General features: G+C 71.7%; 9 protein-coding genes. 4 read left to right on the forward strand and 5 right to left on the reverse strand.

Annotation, left to right across the window (positions count from 1 at the left end; all coding sequences use genetic code 11):
- Positions 1 to 80: 80 nt before the first annotated feature.
- Together pulA and QFZ58_RS26250 are read left to right on the forward strand one after the other, a co-directional pair.
- Positions 81 to 5,393: a pullulanase-type alpha-1,6-glucosidase gene (pulA, locus tag QFZ58_RS26245; protein ID WP_307127359.1), complete on the forward strand. Its 5,313-nt coding sequence runs from the start codon at positions 81 to 83 to the stop codon at positions 5,391 to 5,393.
- 179 nt (positions 5,394 to 5,572) lie between these two features.
- On the forward strand, positions 5,573 to 5,923 hold the full coding sequence (locus QFZ58_RS26250) for a 5-carboxymethyl-2-hydroxymuconate Delta-isomerase (protein WP_307127360.1): 351 nt from the start codon (positions 5,573 to 5,575) through the stop codon (positions 5,921 to 5,923).
- Here QFZ58_RS26250 and QFZ58_RS26255 read toward each other — a convergent pair.
- Entirely contained in the window at positions 5,908 to 6,633 is a 726-nt protein-coding gene (locus QFZ58_RS26255; protein WP_307127361.1) for a TetR/AcrR family transcriptional regulator, read from the reverse strand. The two genes, QFZ58_RS26250 and QFZ58_RS26255, sit on opposite strands and share 16 nt — an antisense overlap.
- Before the next feature lie 124 nt (positions 6,634 to 6,757).
- Positions 6,758 to 8,725, reverse strand: coding sequence for a hypothetical protein (locus QFZ58_RS26260; RefSeq protein WP_307127362.1), 1,968 nt, complete (start codon positions 8,723 to 8,725; stop codon positions 6,758 to 6,760).
- Positions 8,726 to 8,998: 273 nt separating this feature from the next.
- Here QFZ58_RS26260 and QFZ58_RS26265 point away from each other — a divergent pair, with 273 nt between their 5' ends.
- Complete coding sequence (locus QFZ58_RS26265) at positions 8,999 to 9,475, forward strand: hypothetical protein (protein ID WP_307127363.1); 477 nt, start codon at positions 8,999 to 9,001, stop codon at positions 9,473 to 9,475.
- Between the two features lie 59 nt (positions 9,476 to 9,534).
- Here the strand turns inward: QFZ58_RS26265 and QFZ58_RS26270 are convergent, their stop codons facing one another.
- The 3 genes from QFZ58_RS26270 to QFZ58_RS26280 all read right to left on the reverse strand — a co-directional run bounded on the left by QFZ58_RS26270 (position 9,535) and on the right by QFZ58_RS26280 (position 13,172).
- A complete protein-coding gene (locus QFZ58_RS26270) occupies positions 9,535 to 11,082 on the reverse strand; it encodes a DUF1996 domain-containing protein (protein WP_307127364.1) in 1,548 nt (515 codons plus the stop codon).
- Positions 11,083 to 11,253: 171 nt separating this feature from the next.
- Entirely contained in the window at positions 11,254 to 11,901 is a 648-nt protein-coding gene (locus QFZ58_RS26275; protein WP_307127365.1) for a response regulator transcription factor, read from the reverse strand.
- Entirely contained in the window at positions 11,886 to 13,172 is a 1,287-nt protein-coding gene (locus QFZ58_RS26280) for a sensor domain-containing protein (RefSeq protein ID WP_307127366.1), read from the reverse strand. Before QFZ58_RS26280 ends, QFZ58_RS26275 begins: the two co-directional genes overlap by 16 nt.
- A 231-nt stretch (positions 13,173 to 13,403) precedes the next feature.
- Here QFZ58_RS26280 and QFZ58_RS26285 point away from each other — a divergent pair, with 231 nt between their 5' ends.
- The gene (locus QFZ58_RS26285; RefSeq protein ID WP_307127367.1) at positions 13,404 to 15,542 is read left to right on the forward strand and encodes an MMPL family transporter; all 2,139 of its coding nucleotides are present in this window, start codon (positions 13,404 to 13,406) and stop codon (positions 15,540 to 15,542) included.
- The last annotated feature ends 18 nt before the right edge of the window (positions 15,543 to 15,560 follow it).

The following is a 15,560-nucleotide window of genomic DNA, read 5'->3' on the forward strand; positions in this document are numbered from 1 at the left end:
GGCCGGGGACGCGAGGGTGAGCGTCCCCGGCCCGCACCGCTCCACACCGCCCGACCCCGAAAGCCGAGGAGTACCCGCCCGTGTCCCGAACCACCCTCCGGCGGGGAGCCGTAGCCGCACTGTGCGCGGCGCTGCTCCCCGTCGTACCGGCGGCATCCGCGTCCGCCGCGCACAGACCCCCGGCCCCGCCCTCGGACGCGAAGCTCGCCCAGGAGCCGGCCAGGCACGACCTGACCCGCGAGCAGTTCTACTTCGTGCTGCCCGACCGGTTCGCCAACGGCGACACCACCAACGACCGAGGCGGGCTGACCGGCTCGCGGCTGGAGACCGGCTACGACCCCACGGACAAGGGCTTCTACCAGGGCGGTGACCTCAAGGGCCTCACCCAGCGGCTCGACTACATCAAGGGCCTCGGCACCACCGCGATCTGGCTCGCCCCCATCTTCAGGAACCGGCCCGTCCAGGGCACCGGCGAGAACGCCTCGGCCGGCTACCACGGTTACTGGATCACCGACTTCACCCAGGTCGACCCGCACTTCGGCACCAACGCCGACCTGGCGAAGCTGATCGACAAGGCCCACGGCAAGGGCATGAAGGTCTTCTTCGACGTCATCACCAACCACACCGCCGACACCGTCGACTACGCCGAGAAGAAGTACGGCTACAAGCCCAAGGGCGCCTTCCCGTACCTCGACAAGGACGGCCGCCCGTTCGACGACGCCGCGGGCATGGCGCAGGTGGACGCCGGCTCCTTCCCGTACACCCCCGCCAACACGGGCGAGAAGGTCCCGTCCTGGCTCAACGACACCACGATGTACCACAACCGGGGCGATTCGACCTACGCCGGCGAGTCCACCGGGTACGGCGACTTCTCCGGCCTCGACGACCTGTGGACCGAGCGTCCCGAGGTCGTCTCCGGCATGGAGAAGATCTACGAGAAGTGGGTCCGCGACTTCGACATCGACGGCTTCCGCATCGACACCGTCAAACACGTCGACCTCGACTTCTGGACCCAGTGGGCGACCGCCCTCGACGGCTACGCGGCGAAGCACGGGCGCGACGACTTCTTCATGTTCGGCGAGGTCTACTCCGCCGACACCGCGATCACCTCGCCCTACGTCACGCGGGGCCGCCTCGACGCGACGCTCGACTTCCCCTTCCAGGAAGCCGCCCGCCAGTACGCCTCCCAGGGCGCGCCCGCCTCGAAGCTCGCGGCCGTCTACGGTGACGACTACCGCTACACCACCGACAAGGCCAACGCCTACGAACAGGTGACCTTCCTCGGCAACCACGACATGGGCCGGATCGGCACCTTCCTGAAGCAGGACAACCCGAAGGCCGACGACGCCGAACTGCTCGACCGCGCACGCCTGGCCGACGAGCTGATGTTCCTCGGCCGGGGCAACCCGGTGGTCTACTACGGCGACGAACAGGGCTACACCGGCGCCGGCGGCGACAAGGACGCCCGCCAGCCCCTCTTCGCCTCGAAGGCCGCCGACTACCTCGACGACGACCAGATCGGCACCGACCGTACGCACGCCTTCGACGCGTACGACACGAAGCACCCGCTCTACCGCTCCATAGCCACCCTGTCGAAGCTCACCGCGGAGCACCCGGCGCTGCGCGACGGCGTGCAGACCGAGCGTTACGCGAAGGACTCCGTCTACGCCTTCTCGCGTACGGACACCAAGCGCCCGTACGAATACGTCGTCGCCGCCAACAACGGCACCGAGGCGAAGACCGTGAAGCTCGCCACCGAGTCCGCCGGCATGGACTTCCGGACGCTGTACGGCGGCTCCGGCACCGTCCGCAGCGGCGCGGACAAGACCCTCGAGGTCACGGTGCCCGCGCTGTCCAGCGTCGTGCTCCGCGCCGGCAAGCCGCTCGGCGCCCCCGCGACCAAGCCCTCGGTCACCCTGAAGGCCCCGGCCGCCGGAGCCACCGGCACCGTCGAGATCAGCGCCGACGTGGACGGTGGAGACCTGAACCGCGTCGTGTTCGCCGCGCAGACCGGCAACGGGAAGTGGCGCACCCTCGGCTCCGCCGACCACGCCCCGTACAAGGTCACCCAGCACCTCGACGAGTCGGTGGAGGCCGGGACCGCGCTGCGCTACAAGGCCGTCGTCGTCGACCGGGCAGGACGCACGTCGAGCGTCCTCGCCTCCTCCACCGCGGGCCAGGCCCCGCCGGCCCCGAAGCCCGTCGCCGTCGAACGCGACCACGCCCTCGTCCACTACAGGCGCGCGGACGGCGACTACGAGGGCTGGCAACTGAAGTCGGGCGACAGGAGCGCCGACTTCATCGGCCGGGACGCCTACGGCGCCTTCGCCTGGATCGACCTCGACGAGGGTGCCTCCACCGTCCCGTACACGGTCGAGAAGGCCGGGAGCGCGGACGGGCCACAGCGCACGATCGACCTCGCGAGGACCGGACAGGTCTGGGTCGAGCAGGGCAAGGACGGCCAGGCCACCGAAGCGCCCGAGGGCGCCGAGCCGCCGCAGGACACCTCCAAGGCCGTCCTGCACTACCACCGGGCCGACGGGAACTACGACGGCTGGGGCCTGCACACCTGGACCGGAGCCGCCGCCCCCACGGACTGGGCGAAGCCCCTGCAGCCCGTGCGGACCGACGCCTTCGGCGCCACCTTCGAGGTCCCGCTCACCGACGGCGCCACCTCGCTCAGCTACATCCTCCACAAGGGCGACGAGAAGGACCTGCCCAGCGACCAGTCCCTGGACATCGCCACCTACGGGCACGAGGTCTGGATGCTGGGCGGGAAGCCCGGATACCTGCTGCCGCAGGCGGGCGGCGTGCCCACCCCCGACCTCACCAAGGCCGAGGCCCAGTGGATCGACGCGGACACCGTCGTGTGGAAGGTGAAGGCCACCGACGCCACCAGCCAGCAGCTCGTGTACGCGAAGGAGGGCGGCATCTCCGTCGTCGACGGCGCGCTCTCCGACGAGGGCCGGTGGCTCCGGCTCGGTGCGACGGAGCTCACCGCCGCCCAGAAGGCGAAGTACCCGCACCTCAGGGACTACCCGGCGTTCACCGTCGACACCCGTGACCGGGACAGGGTCCGCGCGTCCCTGCGCGGCCAGCTGATCGCCACCCAGCGCGCCGCCAACGGCGCCCTGCTCGCCGCCACCGGCGTACAGACCGCGGGCGTACTGGACGAGTTGTACGGGAAGGCCGCGAGCGGGGCCGCGCTCGGGCCCGTCTTCCGCAAGGGCACCCCGACGCTCTCCGTCTGGGCCCCCACCGCCCGCACCGTCTCGCTCGAACTCGACGGGAAGACCGTCCCGATGCGGCGCGACGACCGCACCGGCGTCTGGTCGGTCACCGGGAAGAAGTCCTGGGCGGGCAAGCCCTACCGGTACTCCGTCCAGGTCTGGGCGCCCACCGTCCAGAAGCTGGTCACCAACAAGGTCACCGACCCCTACTCCACCGCGCTGACCACCGACTCCGCCCGGAGCCTCGTCGTCGACCTCGACGATCCGGAGCTGGCGCCGCGCGGCTGGTCCGCCCTGAAGAAGCCGGCGGCCGAACCGCTGCGCGACGCGCAGATCCAGGAACTGCACATCCGTGACTTCTCGATCGCGGACAGCACCTCCGAGCACCCCGGTGAGTACCTCGCCTTCACCGACACCCGCTCCGACGGGATGAAGCACCTCAGGGAGCTCGCCGACTCCGGCACCGGCTACGTGCACCTGCTTCCCGCCTTCGACATCGGGACCATCCCGGAGAAGAAGTCCGACCAGCAGAAGCCCGCCTGCGAGCTGTCCGTCTACGCCCCCGACTCCGAGGAACAGCAGGCCTGCGTCACGAAGGCCGCCGCGAAGGACGCCTTCAACTGGGGCTACGACCCGCTGCACTACACCGTCCCCGAGGGCTCGTACGCCTCCGACCCGAACGGCACCAGGCGCACCGTCGAGTTCCGCCGGATGGTCCAGGGCCTGAACGGCGCCGGGCTGCGGACCGTCATGGACGTCGTCTACAACCACACCGTCGCCTCCGGCCAGGACGACAAGTCCGTCCTCGACAGGATCGTGCCCGGCTACTACCAGCGGCTCCTGGAGGACGGCACCGTCGCCACCTCGACCTGCTGTGCCAACACCGCGACCGAGAACACCATGATGGGCAAGCTCGTCGTGGACTCGATCGTCACGTGGGCCAAGGAGTACAAGGTCGACGGCTTCCGCTTCGACCTCATGGGACACCACCCGAAGGCCAACATCCTCGCGGTCCGCAAGGCCCTCGACGAGCTGACCGTCGCCGAGGACGGCGTCGACGGGAAGGAGATCATCCTGTACGGCGAGGGCTGGAACTTCGGTGAGATCGCCGACGACGCCCGCTTCGTCCAGGCCACCCAGAAGAACATGGCCGGCACCGGCATCGCCACCTTCTCCGACCGGGCCCGCGACGCCGTGCGCGGCGGCGGCCCCTTCGACGAGGACCCCCGCGTCCAGGGCTTCGCCTCCGGCCTCTACACCGACCCCAACACCTCGCCCGCCAACGGCACCGAGGCCGAGCAGAAGGCCCGGCTGCTCCACTACCAGGACCTGGTCAAGGTCGGGCTCACCGGCAGCCTCGCCGACTACACCTTCACCGACACCCAGGGCCGCACGGTCAAGGGCTCGGCCGTCGACTACAACGGGGCCCCCGCCGGATACGCGGCGGCCCCCGGCGACGCCCTCGCCTACGCCGACGCCCACGACAACGAGTCCCTCTACGACGCCCTCGCCTTCAAGCTGCCCACCGGCACCACCACCGCCGACCGGGCCCGCATGCAGGTCCTGGCGATGGCCACCGCGGCCCTCTCGCAGGGTCCGTCGCTCTCCCAGGCCGGTTCCGACCTGCTGCGCTCCAAGTCGCTCGACCGCAACTCGTACGACAGCGGCGACTGGTACAACGCCCTGCACTGGGACTGCCGCGAGGGCAACGGCTTCGGACGGGGACTCCCGCCCGCCGCCGACAACAAGGACAAGTGGTCCTACGGCAAGCCGCTGCTGACCGCCGCGACCCTCACCCCCGGGTGCGCCGAGATCACGGGAGCGTCCGCCGCATACCAGGACCTGCTCACCATCCGCACCACCGAGAAGGAGTTCTCCCTGGCCACCACGGAACAGGTGCAGACGGCCCTGTCCTTCCCGCTCTCGGGCACGCGGGAGACGCCCGGCGTGATCACCATGCGCCTGGGCGAGCTGGTCGTCGTCATGAACGCCACCCCGGCCACGCAGAGCCAGGAGATCCCGGAACTGGCCGGAAAGGCGTACGCCCTGCACCCCGTCCAGGCGGCGGGCGCGGACGCCACGGTCAAGAAGTCCTCGTACGAGGGGAAGTCGGGCGGCTTCACCGTGCCGGGTCGCACGGTCGCCGTGTTCTCCCGGCGCTGACCTCCCTTCCCCACCGGCCGGCCCCCGGCTCCGTGCCTCGTCGGCCCGGAGCCGGGGGCCGGCCGTCCGTCCGGCGGTGGGTCCCTTGCGCGGGCGGCGTGAGCACGCGAAGCTGACGTCGTACACGAACATGCACGCCGTACACGTATGCGTACCCGTCCCCGCACCAGGAGCGTTTGATGCCGCAGATCACCGTCGACTACTCCGCCGAGCTCGACGACAGCTTCGACCGCCGCGGCTTCGCCCTCGCCCTGCACCCGCTCGTCGCCGAGACGGTGTCGACCGAGGTCCCCGCCTGCAAGACCCGGTTCCACCGGGCCGAGGAGTCCGTCGTCGGTGACGCCCCGGCGGGCGACTGTGTCGTGAACGTCTCGATCGCGATGCTGCCCGGCCGGGCCCCCGAGACCAAGGCACGTCTGACACAAGCCGTCCTGGAACTGCTGGCCGGGCACCTGAAGCCCGTGGACGGTCTCACCGTCCACGCCTCGGCCGAGGTCAGGGACCTGGACGCGTCCTACCGGAAGGACTGAGGAAGCCGCTGGGCCGGGGCGGCGGGCGCCAGCACGGAGAGCCGCGCCAGCAGCTCGCCGAAGGGGCCGTCCGGGGGTTCCTGGGCGAAGACCCGCAGCATGATCCCCGCCATCTCCTGGTCGTACGCGGCGCTGACGGCGGCCAGCGCCGCGAAGTCGTGGACCAGCTGCAACTCCAGCTCGGCGCGCGCGATCCGCTTCCCGTCCAGCCAGAGCTGGGCCGTCGACTCCGCCAGTGACACCCAGGACCGCACGACCAGCTCCAGTCGCGCGGGGGGTGTCTCGACCCCGAGATGCGCGACGATCTGCTCGTACGCGGCCTGCCGTACCCCGTCGATCAGGGCGTTGGCCGTGGAGGAGCCGCCTGCCGGACCTCCCCGCAACAGCGCGGCGAAGCCGGGGCCGTGCTCCTCCACGAAGTCGAAGAACCGGCCCATCACCCGCAACAGCCGTCCCCCCAGAGGACCTTCGTGCGGTTCCAGGAAGCGGCCGGCCAGCTCGTCGGCGGCCCGCGCGAGCGCCGCCTCGTACAGGCTCTGCTTCCCCGGGAAGTAGTGGTAGACGAGCGGACGCGAGATACCGGCGGCCGCCGCGATCTCGTCGATCGACACGTCGTCGGGCGAACGGTGGCTGAACAGCTCCAGCGCGACGCCGAGCAACTGCTGCCTGCGCTCGTCGACGCCCATCCTGCGCCGCTCACCGGTCGTCATGCCGACAGCCTAACGGGACAGGTCACCGGCCCCCGGGCCCAGCCCCACCGGCCGGTTCGCGAGGACGGGGCGGCTGCCCGCCGAGCCGCCGTCCCAGGCGAGGGACCGGCTGCGCCCCGGCCCGTCAGCGCAGGGCCCGTACCCGGCTGCCGTCCGCCAGCAGCCCGTCCAGCCGGGCCCGGTCGCCCGCCCGGGCGCGCACCGCCAGCAGCCGCCCCTCCGTCCGCCCCCGGACCCCGCCCGTCGCGGAGAGGGAGGCGAACTGCCGGGAGCCCGCGGCGAGTACGTACCACCGCCCGCCGGCCGACCTCCACAGCACGCCCGCCAGCACCCGGGGGCGGCGTACCCCGCAGTCGGGCGAGTCCTGGGCGTGGGCCGCGACCGTCCCCGGGGCGCGGGTGCCGCCCGGCCCCCCGGGCGGCTGGAACTGGGCCAGCGCCCTGCTCCCCGTGCCCCGCCAGGTCTCCGCCCGGGTGCAGAGCCACAGTGCGGCCCCCTCCCCCTCGGGGAGCCGCTGCCTCGCGTACGGCCAGGAGTTCACCGACCGGACCCCGTTCGAGCGCACCGCGGGCAGGAGACAGGCGGTGCGCGCCCAGCTCTCCCGCTCGGCCGGGCCCGCCACATCGTGCGGAGCGGACGGCGTACCCGAGGTGAGGCGCACGGGCGTGAGCTCGCCGAGGTCCGTCAGCAGCCGCACCCCCGTGGCGTCCCGGACCTCCAGGACCTGCCAGGAGTGGCAGCCGGCCGGACCCCCGGGCCCGGTCAGCGCGTCGGTCACCCCGTCCGGGTCGCGGTGCAGTGGCCGCGCCGCCTCGCGCGGCACGAGCAGGTCCCGTACGGCCACCTCGCGCACCCAGGGAGCGGTGAGGTAACGGATCCGGCCGCCGCGTCGCTGCACGACGAGCGCGCTCGCGGCCACCGCGTCCGCGCCGTCCACCCGGGCGAAGTCCAGGGCGACACCCCCGGCCGGACCGGCGTCGCGCGGCTCGGCGTAGCGCACGATGCGCAGCCCGTCGTGGAACAGCACCACGACAACCGGGCCGACCTCGCCCGCGTACAGCAGCTGCGGCGGGCCCATCGGCGGTCCGGCCGGTGTCCCTGGCGTCGCCGAGGAGGCCACCCCCGGGCCGGGCCGCGCCCACGCGGCGAGGGCGCGGCCCAGCAGCCTGCTGTCCCCGGCGCGGTGACCACGCGTGGGCCAGGCGGTGAAGTCGGTACGGGCCGAGCTCCGCCAGAAGCCGGCGGCCACCCGGTGCAGCGCCGAGGGATCCACGGCCTGTTCGGCGGCCCTGTGACGGGAGTGAAGCGGGGACGCGGCCTGCGGGCCGCGCAGGCCGTCGTCCGGCATCAGCAGCAGCGTCCCGCACACCAGCAGGGCGGCCAGCCCCGCGACGAGGGCACGCCCGAACCGCCGGCGCCGGGCCGGATCGGTCGGCCTGACCTGCAGCGAACACGCGTCGAACTCCGGTGACGCCAGGAGCGCGTGGCGGGCCGGGAGCGCGTCGGCCTCCCGCAGCGCCGCCTCCGGCTCGGACACGCCCGCCACACCGAGGACCCGGCACACCTCCGGGTCATCGAGCCCCTCCAGCCCTCGCAGCACATGGGCGGCCCGGCAGGGGCCGGAGACCCCGGCCAGCGCCTGCTCCAGGGCCAGCTCGTCCGCCCCGCAGGAGTGCGGGAACAGCCGCAGCCCCCACACCTGGGGCAGCAAGGGGGGCAACTGCACCCGGCGGGGCAGGGCGAACCGGCGCAGCGGAAGACCCGCCTCCAGCGCGGCACGCACCACCCGCAGCCGTACACACGCGTACGCCCGCCCCGCGTCCGCCGGGACGTCCGGGGCGCGAGGGATCTCCGAAGCCGGCGCAGGCGCCGCCTCCGGATTCGTGGGGCGGGCCCTGGGCAATGACCGCTGGACGAGCCAATGGGCGGTCAGGACGCGACGGTTGCGGCCAAGTGTGGGCGGAAGGATGAGATATCCGATCCTGACGAGCCGGGCGTAGTGCTCCGTGAGGGCTGCCTCGGCCCGCTCCGCACCGGCCTGTTCCGCGTACGGGTGTCCGGCCGAGGACGGTACTGCTCGCAGTGGGGGCACGTTCAGCAGAACGAGCGAATGGTGCGATGGTCACCCCGGAGTGCCGTGGAGCGCCCCGGAGTTTCCCTGGAGTGCCTTGGGGCCTTGGAGCCGTGGAAAGCCCTGGAGTGCGAGCCGTCCCGTGCGGCCGTTCACCGCACACCGGGTCGCCCCCGCCTCCGGCAGGCCGACGACGGCGGTATGTGGTGAGCCCGGCCGTCGCGCTGCGCTGACACCCCGCCGCAATCCGTGGTTTCGGCGCGCCGGAGGGGGCCACCGGGGCACGATGGCCCGATGGTGAAGCAGTCGGAGTGGCGACGAGGGCAGGGCCTGCGGGCCGCCGGAGCCGTACTGGCGGGGCTGGTCCTGCTCGCCGCGTGCGGTGGCGGAGCGGACGGCGACGACGAGCCCGCCGTACCGCCGGCCGCGAGCGGCACCCTGGAGCAACTGGCGGCGAAGGCACGGTGCGAGCCCGACCTCCAGACCGACGCCGAGGAGATCCGCCAGGCCGACTGCGCCACCGGCGAGGGGCGTTATGTGCTGGCCACGTTCGCCACCGACCGCGGCCAGCGGGAGTGGATCAACGAGGCCAACGACTACGGCGGCTCCTACCTCGTCGGCCGGAAGTGGGTCGCGGTCGGCGACGCGAAGGTGGTCGCGGCGCTGCGCGGCCGGCTCGGGGGGACGGTGGAGACCGCCTCGCCGCACCACTCGGGGAACAGTGGCGGTGGGGGGAGCGAGGGCGGGCACTCCGGTCACCACGGGAGCTGACCGCGCAGGAACAGGGGGAGGTGCCGCTGTGTGGGGGAAACGGGGGCGTCAGGTCCGCGTCAGCGGCACTTGCGTCCGCCGTTGACGCAGCTCACCACCTTCCTCATCAGCTGGTCGTCGAACACGTTGATGAAGTCACCGTGATCGGTGACGGGCTTGTGCAGCTGCTCCGGGAAGGAGTCGACGGCGAAGCCGGGGCCCGGCGGCACGTCGTACACGATGCGCTGCACCAGCTGCGGGATGGCCTTGAATCCGTTCGGGCACCGCCCGTCGTCCTGGGCGAACGCCACATGGGTGCGGTGGTTGGCGCTGTCGGTGTTCCGGCCGTCCCAGCAGCTCTGGAAGGCGAAGGAGCGCACCACCTGGCTGCCTTCGGGGCAGATCGGGTACTTGTCCTTCAGCTGCCGGTCCTCGAACCCGGTGCAGCTCCACGAGGCGTTGGCATTGGCGTCCCCGTTGGTGAAGGCCTTGGCGTCGCCGGTGATGATCCGCAGGAAGCGCGGCATCGCCGTGACCTTTCCTGCCGGGGAGCCGACGAATTTCAGCGTGACCTGGGACGGAGTCCGGATCTCCCCGGTGTTCTGGTCCTTGCCGCCGCCATCGGCGCCCACGTCGTTCTCGTCCTCCCCGTTCTGGAGGCGCAGCACCGGCCAGTAGTAGGTCGATCTGTCACCCTGATTCCGGCAGGTCGTCTCTCCGCCGGCCAGATCGTCGTCACCGGAAAAGGCGTCCGTGGCCTGGTTTCCGACGTAGTCGTGCATGTGGTGGGCGCCGTTGCTCACTCCGGGAGCGGCGATGACGTTGTCCGGGTTGAATTTCCCGTTCTCATTACGGCCGCAGTCGGTCGTGAACGTGCCGCGAGAGGCACCCCGGCGATTGCGCGGGCGGTCGACATTGGGCTGAACGGACTCGATGTCGACAAAATCGGACGCCTCGGGGCCGTTGCCCCCCTGGTCGCCGCCCTGATCCTGTTCGCCGTCCTGTCCTTGGCCGGCGCCCTGGTCGGTACCCTGGCCGCCGTCCTGGCCCTGGTCGGTACCCTGGCCGCCGTCCTGTCCTTGATCGGCGCCTTGGTCGGTACCCTGGCCGCCGTCCTGGCCCTCGCCGCCGTCGCCACCCTCGTCGCCCGGGTCGTCGGCGCGCAGACTGCACGGCGCCAGCCCGTCCAGGTTCTGCGGGCGGGCCCTCGCGGTGCGCTCGATCGCGATGCCGATCCGGTCGAGGCTGGCGGCGCGCTTGCTCCTCAACGGCCCGAGCACCGCGTTCTCCGCCAGGTCCGGATCCCGGGCGATCTGTTCCTTCCGGTCCGCGAACTGCCGGTAGGCGTCGGTGATCTGCGTATCCATGGCCGCCAGTTCGCGATCGACCTCCGGACGGGCCCCGCCGGGCACATCGGGAAGGGCGATATTCGCGTCGGGGCAGTCGATGGTGGACATCTGGCGACCCGCGTTCCAGGACCGTCCCGGAGGCGCGCCGGACGCGCCTTCTCCCGCACTTGCGTAGACATTGACCGCGACCAGCCCACCCCCGCCCAGAAGCAGTGCGGCCGAGGCGGCCATCGCCCGGTTGGCCAGTGTCGAACGTTTCTTGCGCGATGTGCGTCCCATGGAACTCCTCTGCTTCGAGTCAGAAGCGTGACGTTCCATACGGACCCGGCGGCGGGTCCGTTCAGCACCGTGCGGAATTCGTGCAACTCTCCACGGCCGTAACGGTTCGAACACCTGAAACGGCCACGGGTCCTGTCTCACACGAACGCGGCCGCGGAGCCGCCCGCCGGGTCAGCCGTGGTCGAGGTAGGCGAGTACCGCGAGCACGCGGCGGTTGTCGTCGTCCGACGGCGGCAGGTCGAGCTTCCCGAAGATGTTCGAGGTGTGCTTGGCCACCGCACGCTCCGTGATGACCATCTGCGACGCGATCGCGCCGTTCGAACGGCCCTGCGCCATCAGCTCCATGACCTCACGCTCCCGGGGGGTGAGACCGGCCATCGGCTTGTCCTGCGACCTCCGGGACAGCAGCTGCGAGATCACCTGCGGATCCATCGCCGTGCCGCCCGCCGCCACCCGGCGCACCGCGTCGATGAACTGGTCCGCGTCGAACACCCGGTCCTTCAGCAGGTAGCCGATGCCGCCGTTGCCGTCGGCCAGCAGCTCTCGCGCGTACAACTGCTCCACGTGCTGGGACAGGACGAGCACCGGGAGCCCGGGCCGCGCGCGCCGGGCGGTCAGCGCGCACTGCAGGCCCTCGTCCGTGTGGGACGGCGGGAGCCGGACGTCGACGACGGCGACGTCCGGCTCCAACTCGGCCAGGGCCCTGGAGAGTTCGGGCCCGGTCTCCACCGCTGCCGCGATCTCGAAGTCGTAGGCTTCGAGCATGCGCACCAGGCCGTCGCGGAGCAGGAAGAGATCTTCGGCTAGGACAACGCGCAAGGGATCTCCATGGTCACCATGGTGGGACCGCCCACAGGACTGCTGACGGCCAGTACGCCGTCGAATGTACCCAGTCGGCGTTCGATTCCGCTCAGTCCCGAGCCTGATCCGATGGCCGCACCGCCCTTGCCGTTGTCCGTGACGGAGATCCGCAGCATGCCCCCGGCGTGGTGCATGTCCACCCAGATGCGGTCGGCGCCCGCGTGCTTCACCGCGTTCGTCAGGGTCTCGCTGACGGCGAAGTACGCGGCGGACTCGACGGGTGCCTCGGCGCGGCCCGTGAGTTCCACCGTCACCTCCGTCGCGAGGGGCAGCCGCAGCGCCAGGGCGCGCACCGCGTCCCCGAGCCCACGCTCGGCGAGGACCGGCGGGTGGATGCCCCGCACGAGGTCACGCAGTTCGGTGAGGGCCTCGGCGGAGGACTCGCGGGCCGTCGCCAGCAGCTTCTTCGCCTGCGCCGGGTCCTTCTCGATCAGTGCCTCGATGGTGCCCAGATGCATGCCCATGGCGACCAGCCGGGCCTGCGCCCCGTCGTGCAGGTCCCGTTCGATGCGCCGCAGTTCGGACGCCGCGGTGTCCACGGCCTCGTACCGGGTCTCGGTGAGCCGGTCGATGCGCAGCGCCAGTTCCTGCTCGTGGGTGGGCGCGAGCATCGCGCGGGCGAGCACGAAGTGCAGTCGCAGCAGCGGCCGGGTCGTCCACAGGCCGACGTGGAAGAGGACGACACCGAGGCCGGCCGCCGCCAGTGCGGTCGCCTGGCCGCTGACCGGCACGAAGCCGTACCAGTACGCGTCGTCCTCGAAGACCCGCCACAGACCGGCCGCCAGTACGAGTCCTTCCACCGGGTAGACCATCAGGGCGCAGGCCAGGACCAGGAGTACGTAACCGGCCGTCATGTCCACGAACAGCCACCGCAGGTCCCGCCACGTCGCGGGGTCCTTCAGTATCAGCGTGGTGCGCTCCACCTGTCCGGTGAATCCGGTGCGCGGATCGCGGGGGAACGGCCGGTAGGCGACCGGGATGCGGACGTCCGACCAGGTGGCCGCGAGCGACCGGCGCCGATCGGCGTGCCTGCGCACCGCCTCCGTGATCCAGGGGGTGGTGACCAGCCCCACGCCCAGCAGCACGAAGACGATCGAGAGCACCGACAGGACGAACAGGGTCGTCGATCCCGCGATGCTCGCGAACGACAGGACGAACGCCCGCCCGGCGTCCTGCAGCGAGCCCCGTACCCGGTTTCGTGTCGCCCGTGTCGCACGTGTCGCGGTCATCGTGTTCTCTCCCCTCGCCGGGACCGTCGGGTCCCGTCCGGCGATCAGTGTCACCCGCGCAGTCCCGCGACCATCAGCCGTTTCACCACCCGGGCGGGGTGTACCTGGCACCACCCCGGGACCTCGCCCTGTGCTCCCCGGAGTGGGGGGCCCGGCGGCTGGGGCGCCGGGCACGCCGTTCCTAGATTCGGAGGCGTCCTGTTCGACGCTCATCCCAGGAGGCGACACCGTATGAGGCGCAACCTCGCGGCACGCATCGGTGTGTGGAGCGCACACCACCGTAAGACGGCCGTTCTCGGCTGGTTGCTCTTCGTCGTGCTCGCAGCGGGCGCGGGTGGGGCGTCAGGCATGGTCGAGATGTCCGAGTCGGAGAACGGTGCCGGAGACTCCGCCCGGGCCGAACGCATCCTGGAGGACGCCGGGCTCGGCCGTCCCGCCGGGGAGCTGGTCATGGTGTCCGCGCGCCGGGCCGGTGAGTGGCGGACGGCGGCCGGCGAACTCGCCACGGCCCTGCGCGGGACCGGTGAGGTCCAGGGCCTCGCGGATCCGGTCGTGTCGAGGGACGGCAGGGACGCGCTGCTCACCTTCGAGATGAAGGGCGACGCGGCGACCGCGGCGGACCGGGTGCAACCCGTGCTGGACGTGGTGTCCGAGGTCGGCGCGCACCGCGGTGACGTCCACATCCACCAGTTCGGCGAGGCCAGCGCCGGTAAGTGGCTCGGCGATCTGCTCTCCGAGGACTTCAGGAAGGCCGAGTACACCGCCGTGCCCCTGGCGCTGGGCATCCTGCTGGTGGCCTTCGGCGCCGTCGTGGCCGCGCTGCTGCCCGTCGGGCTCGCGCTGACCGCCTGCATGGCCGCATTCGGCCTGCTGTCGCTCGCCAGCCACCAGTTGCACCTCTACCAGACGACGTACTCCGTGATGTTCCTGATGGGCTTCGCCGTCGGCGTCGACTACTGCCTCTTCTACCTGCGGCGCGAACGCGACGAGCGCGCGGCGGGGCGTGACGCCGAGACCGCGCTGCGCATCGCGGCAGCCACCAGCGGTCGCGCCGTGCTCGTCTCCGGGCTCACCGTCATGGTCGCGATGGCCGGCATGTTCCTGTCCGGGCTGCTGCTGTTCAAGGGCTTCGCGCTCGCCACGATCATCGTCGTCCTCATCGCCGTGCTCGGCTCCGTGACCGTCCTGCCGGCCCTGCTGTCCTGGCTCGGCGACCGGATCGACGCGGGACGCGTGCCGCTGCTGAACCGGCGCGGCAGGCGCGGGAAGCGGCCGAGCGGCGGCATCGCGGGCAAGGTGCTGCGGCCGGTCCTGGGCGCGCCGAAGCTCTTCGCCGTCGCCTCCGTCGTCGTACTGCTCGCGCTGGCCGCCCCGGCCCTCGGTATGAAGACCGAACAGCTCGGCCTGGAGCAGCAGTTCGGCTCCGACTCACGGCTGGCCGTCGCCTACACCCGCATCTCCGGCAGCTTCCCCGGCGGCCCCGACCCGGCCCTCGTCGTGGTGAGGGCCGACGACATCGACGCGCCGGAACTCCGCACGGCGCTGAGTACGTTCGCCCGGGTGACCGTCCACCGGGAGCGGAACGTCGCCGAGATCGAGGTCCCGCTGCCGGACGGTGAGAAAGATCTGGCCGACCTGCGCGACCGGCGGCTGCCCGACGCCTTCGGCGGGACGGGCGCCGAGGCCTACGTGACCGGTGAGCTGGCCTCGTCCGTCGACTTCAACGACCAGCTGAAGCGCGGCATCCTGCCCGTCTTCGCCTTCATCACCGCCGTGACCTTCCTGCTCATGCTGTTCTGCTTCCGCTCCTACGTGATCGCGGTGACCGCCGTCCTGCTCAACCTGCTCTCCGTCGCCGCCGCGTACGGAGTGATGACCGCCGTGTTCCAGCACGGCTGGGGCGCCGGTCTCATCGGCTCGGAGGGCGTCGGCGCCATCGAGTCCTGGATGCCGCTGTTCGTGCTGGTGGTCCTGTTCGGCCTGTCCATGGACTACCACGTGTTCGTCGTCTCCCGGATCCGCGAGGCCCATGACAGCGGGCTGGACACCCGGTCGGCCATCGACACGGGCATCCGGCGCACCGCGGGAGCCGTGACGGGCGCCGCGGCGATCATGGTGGCGGTCTTCTCCGTCTTCGGGACCCTGTCCATGCAGGACATGCAGCAGATGGGTGTCGGCCTCGCGGTCGCGGTGCTGCTGGACGCCACGATCGTCCGGATGGTGCTGCTGCCCTCGGCCATGGCACTCCTGGGCGAGCGGAACTGGCGGGTGCCGCGCGGACTGTCCCGGCTGCCTGCCCCGGAGCACAGAGAGCCCGCGGAGCCGGCCGGGCCCGGTACGGAAGCGGTGCCGGCGGAAACGCGCGGCTGAACGTCCGCGCCCCACGAG

This window comes from Streptomyces sp. B1I3 (assembly GCF_030816615.1).
GTDB lineage: Bacteria > Actinomycetota > Actinomycetes > Streptomycetales > Streptomycetaceae > Streptomyces.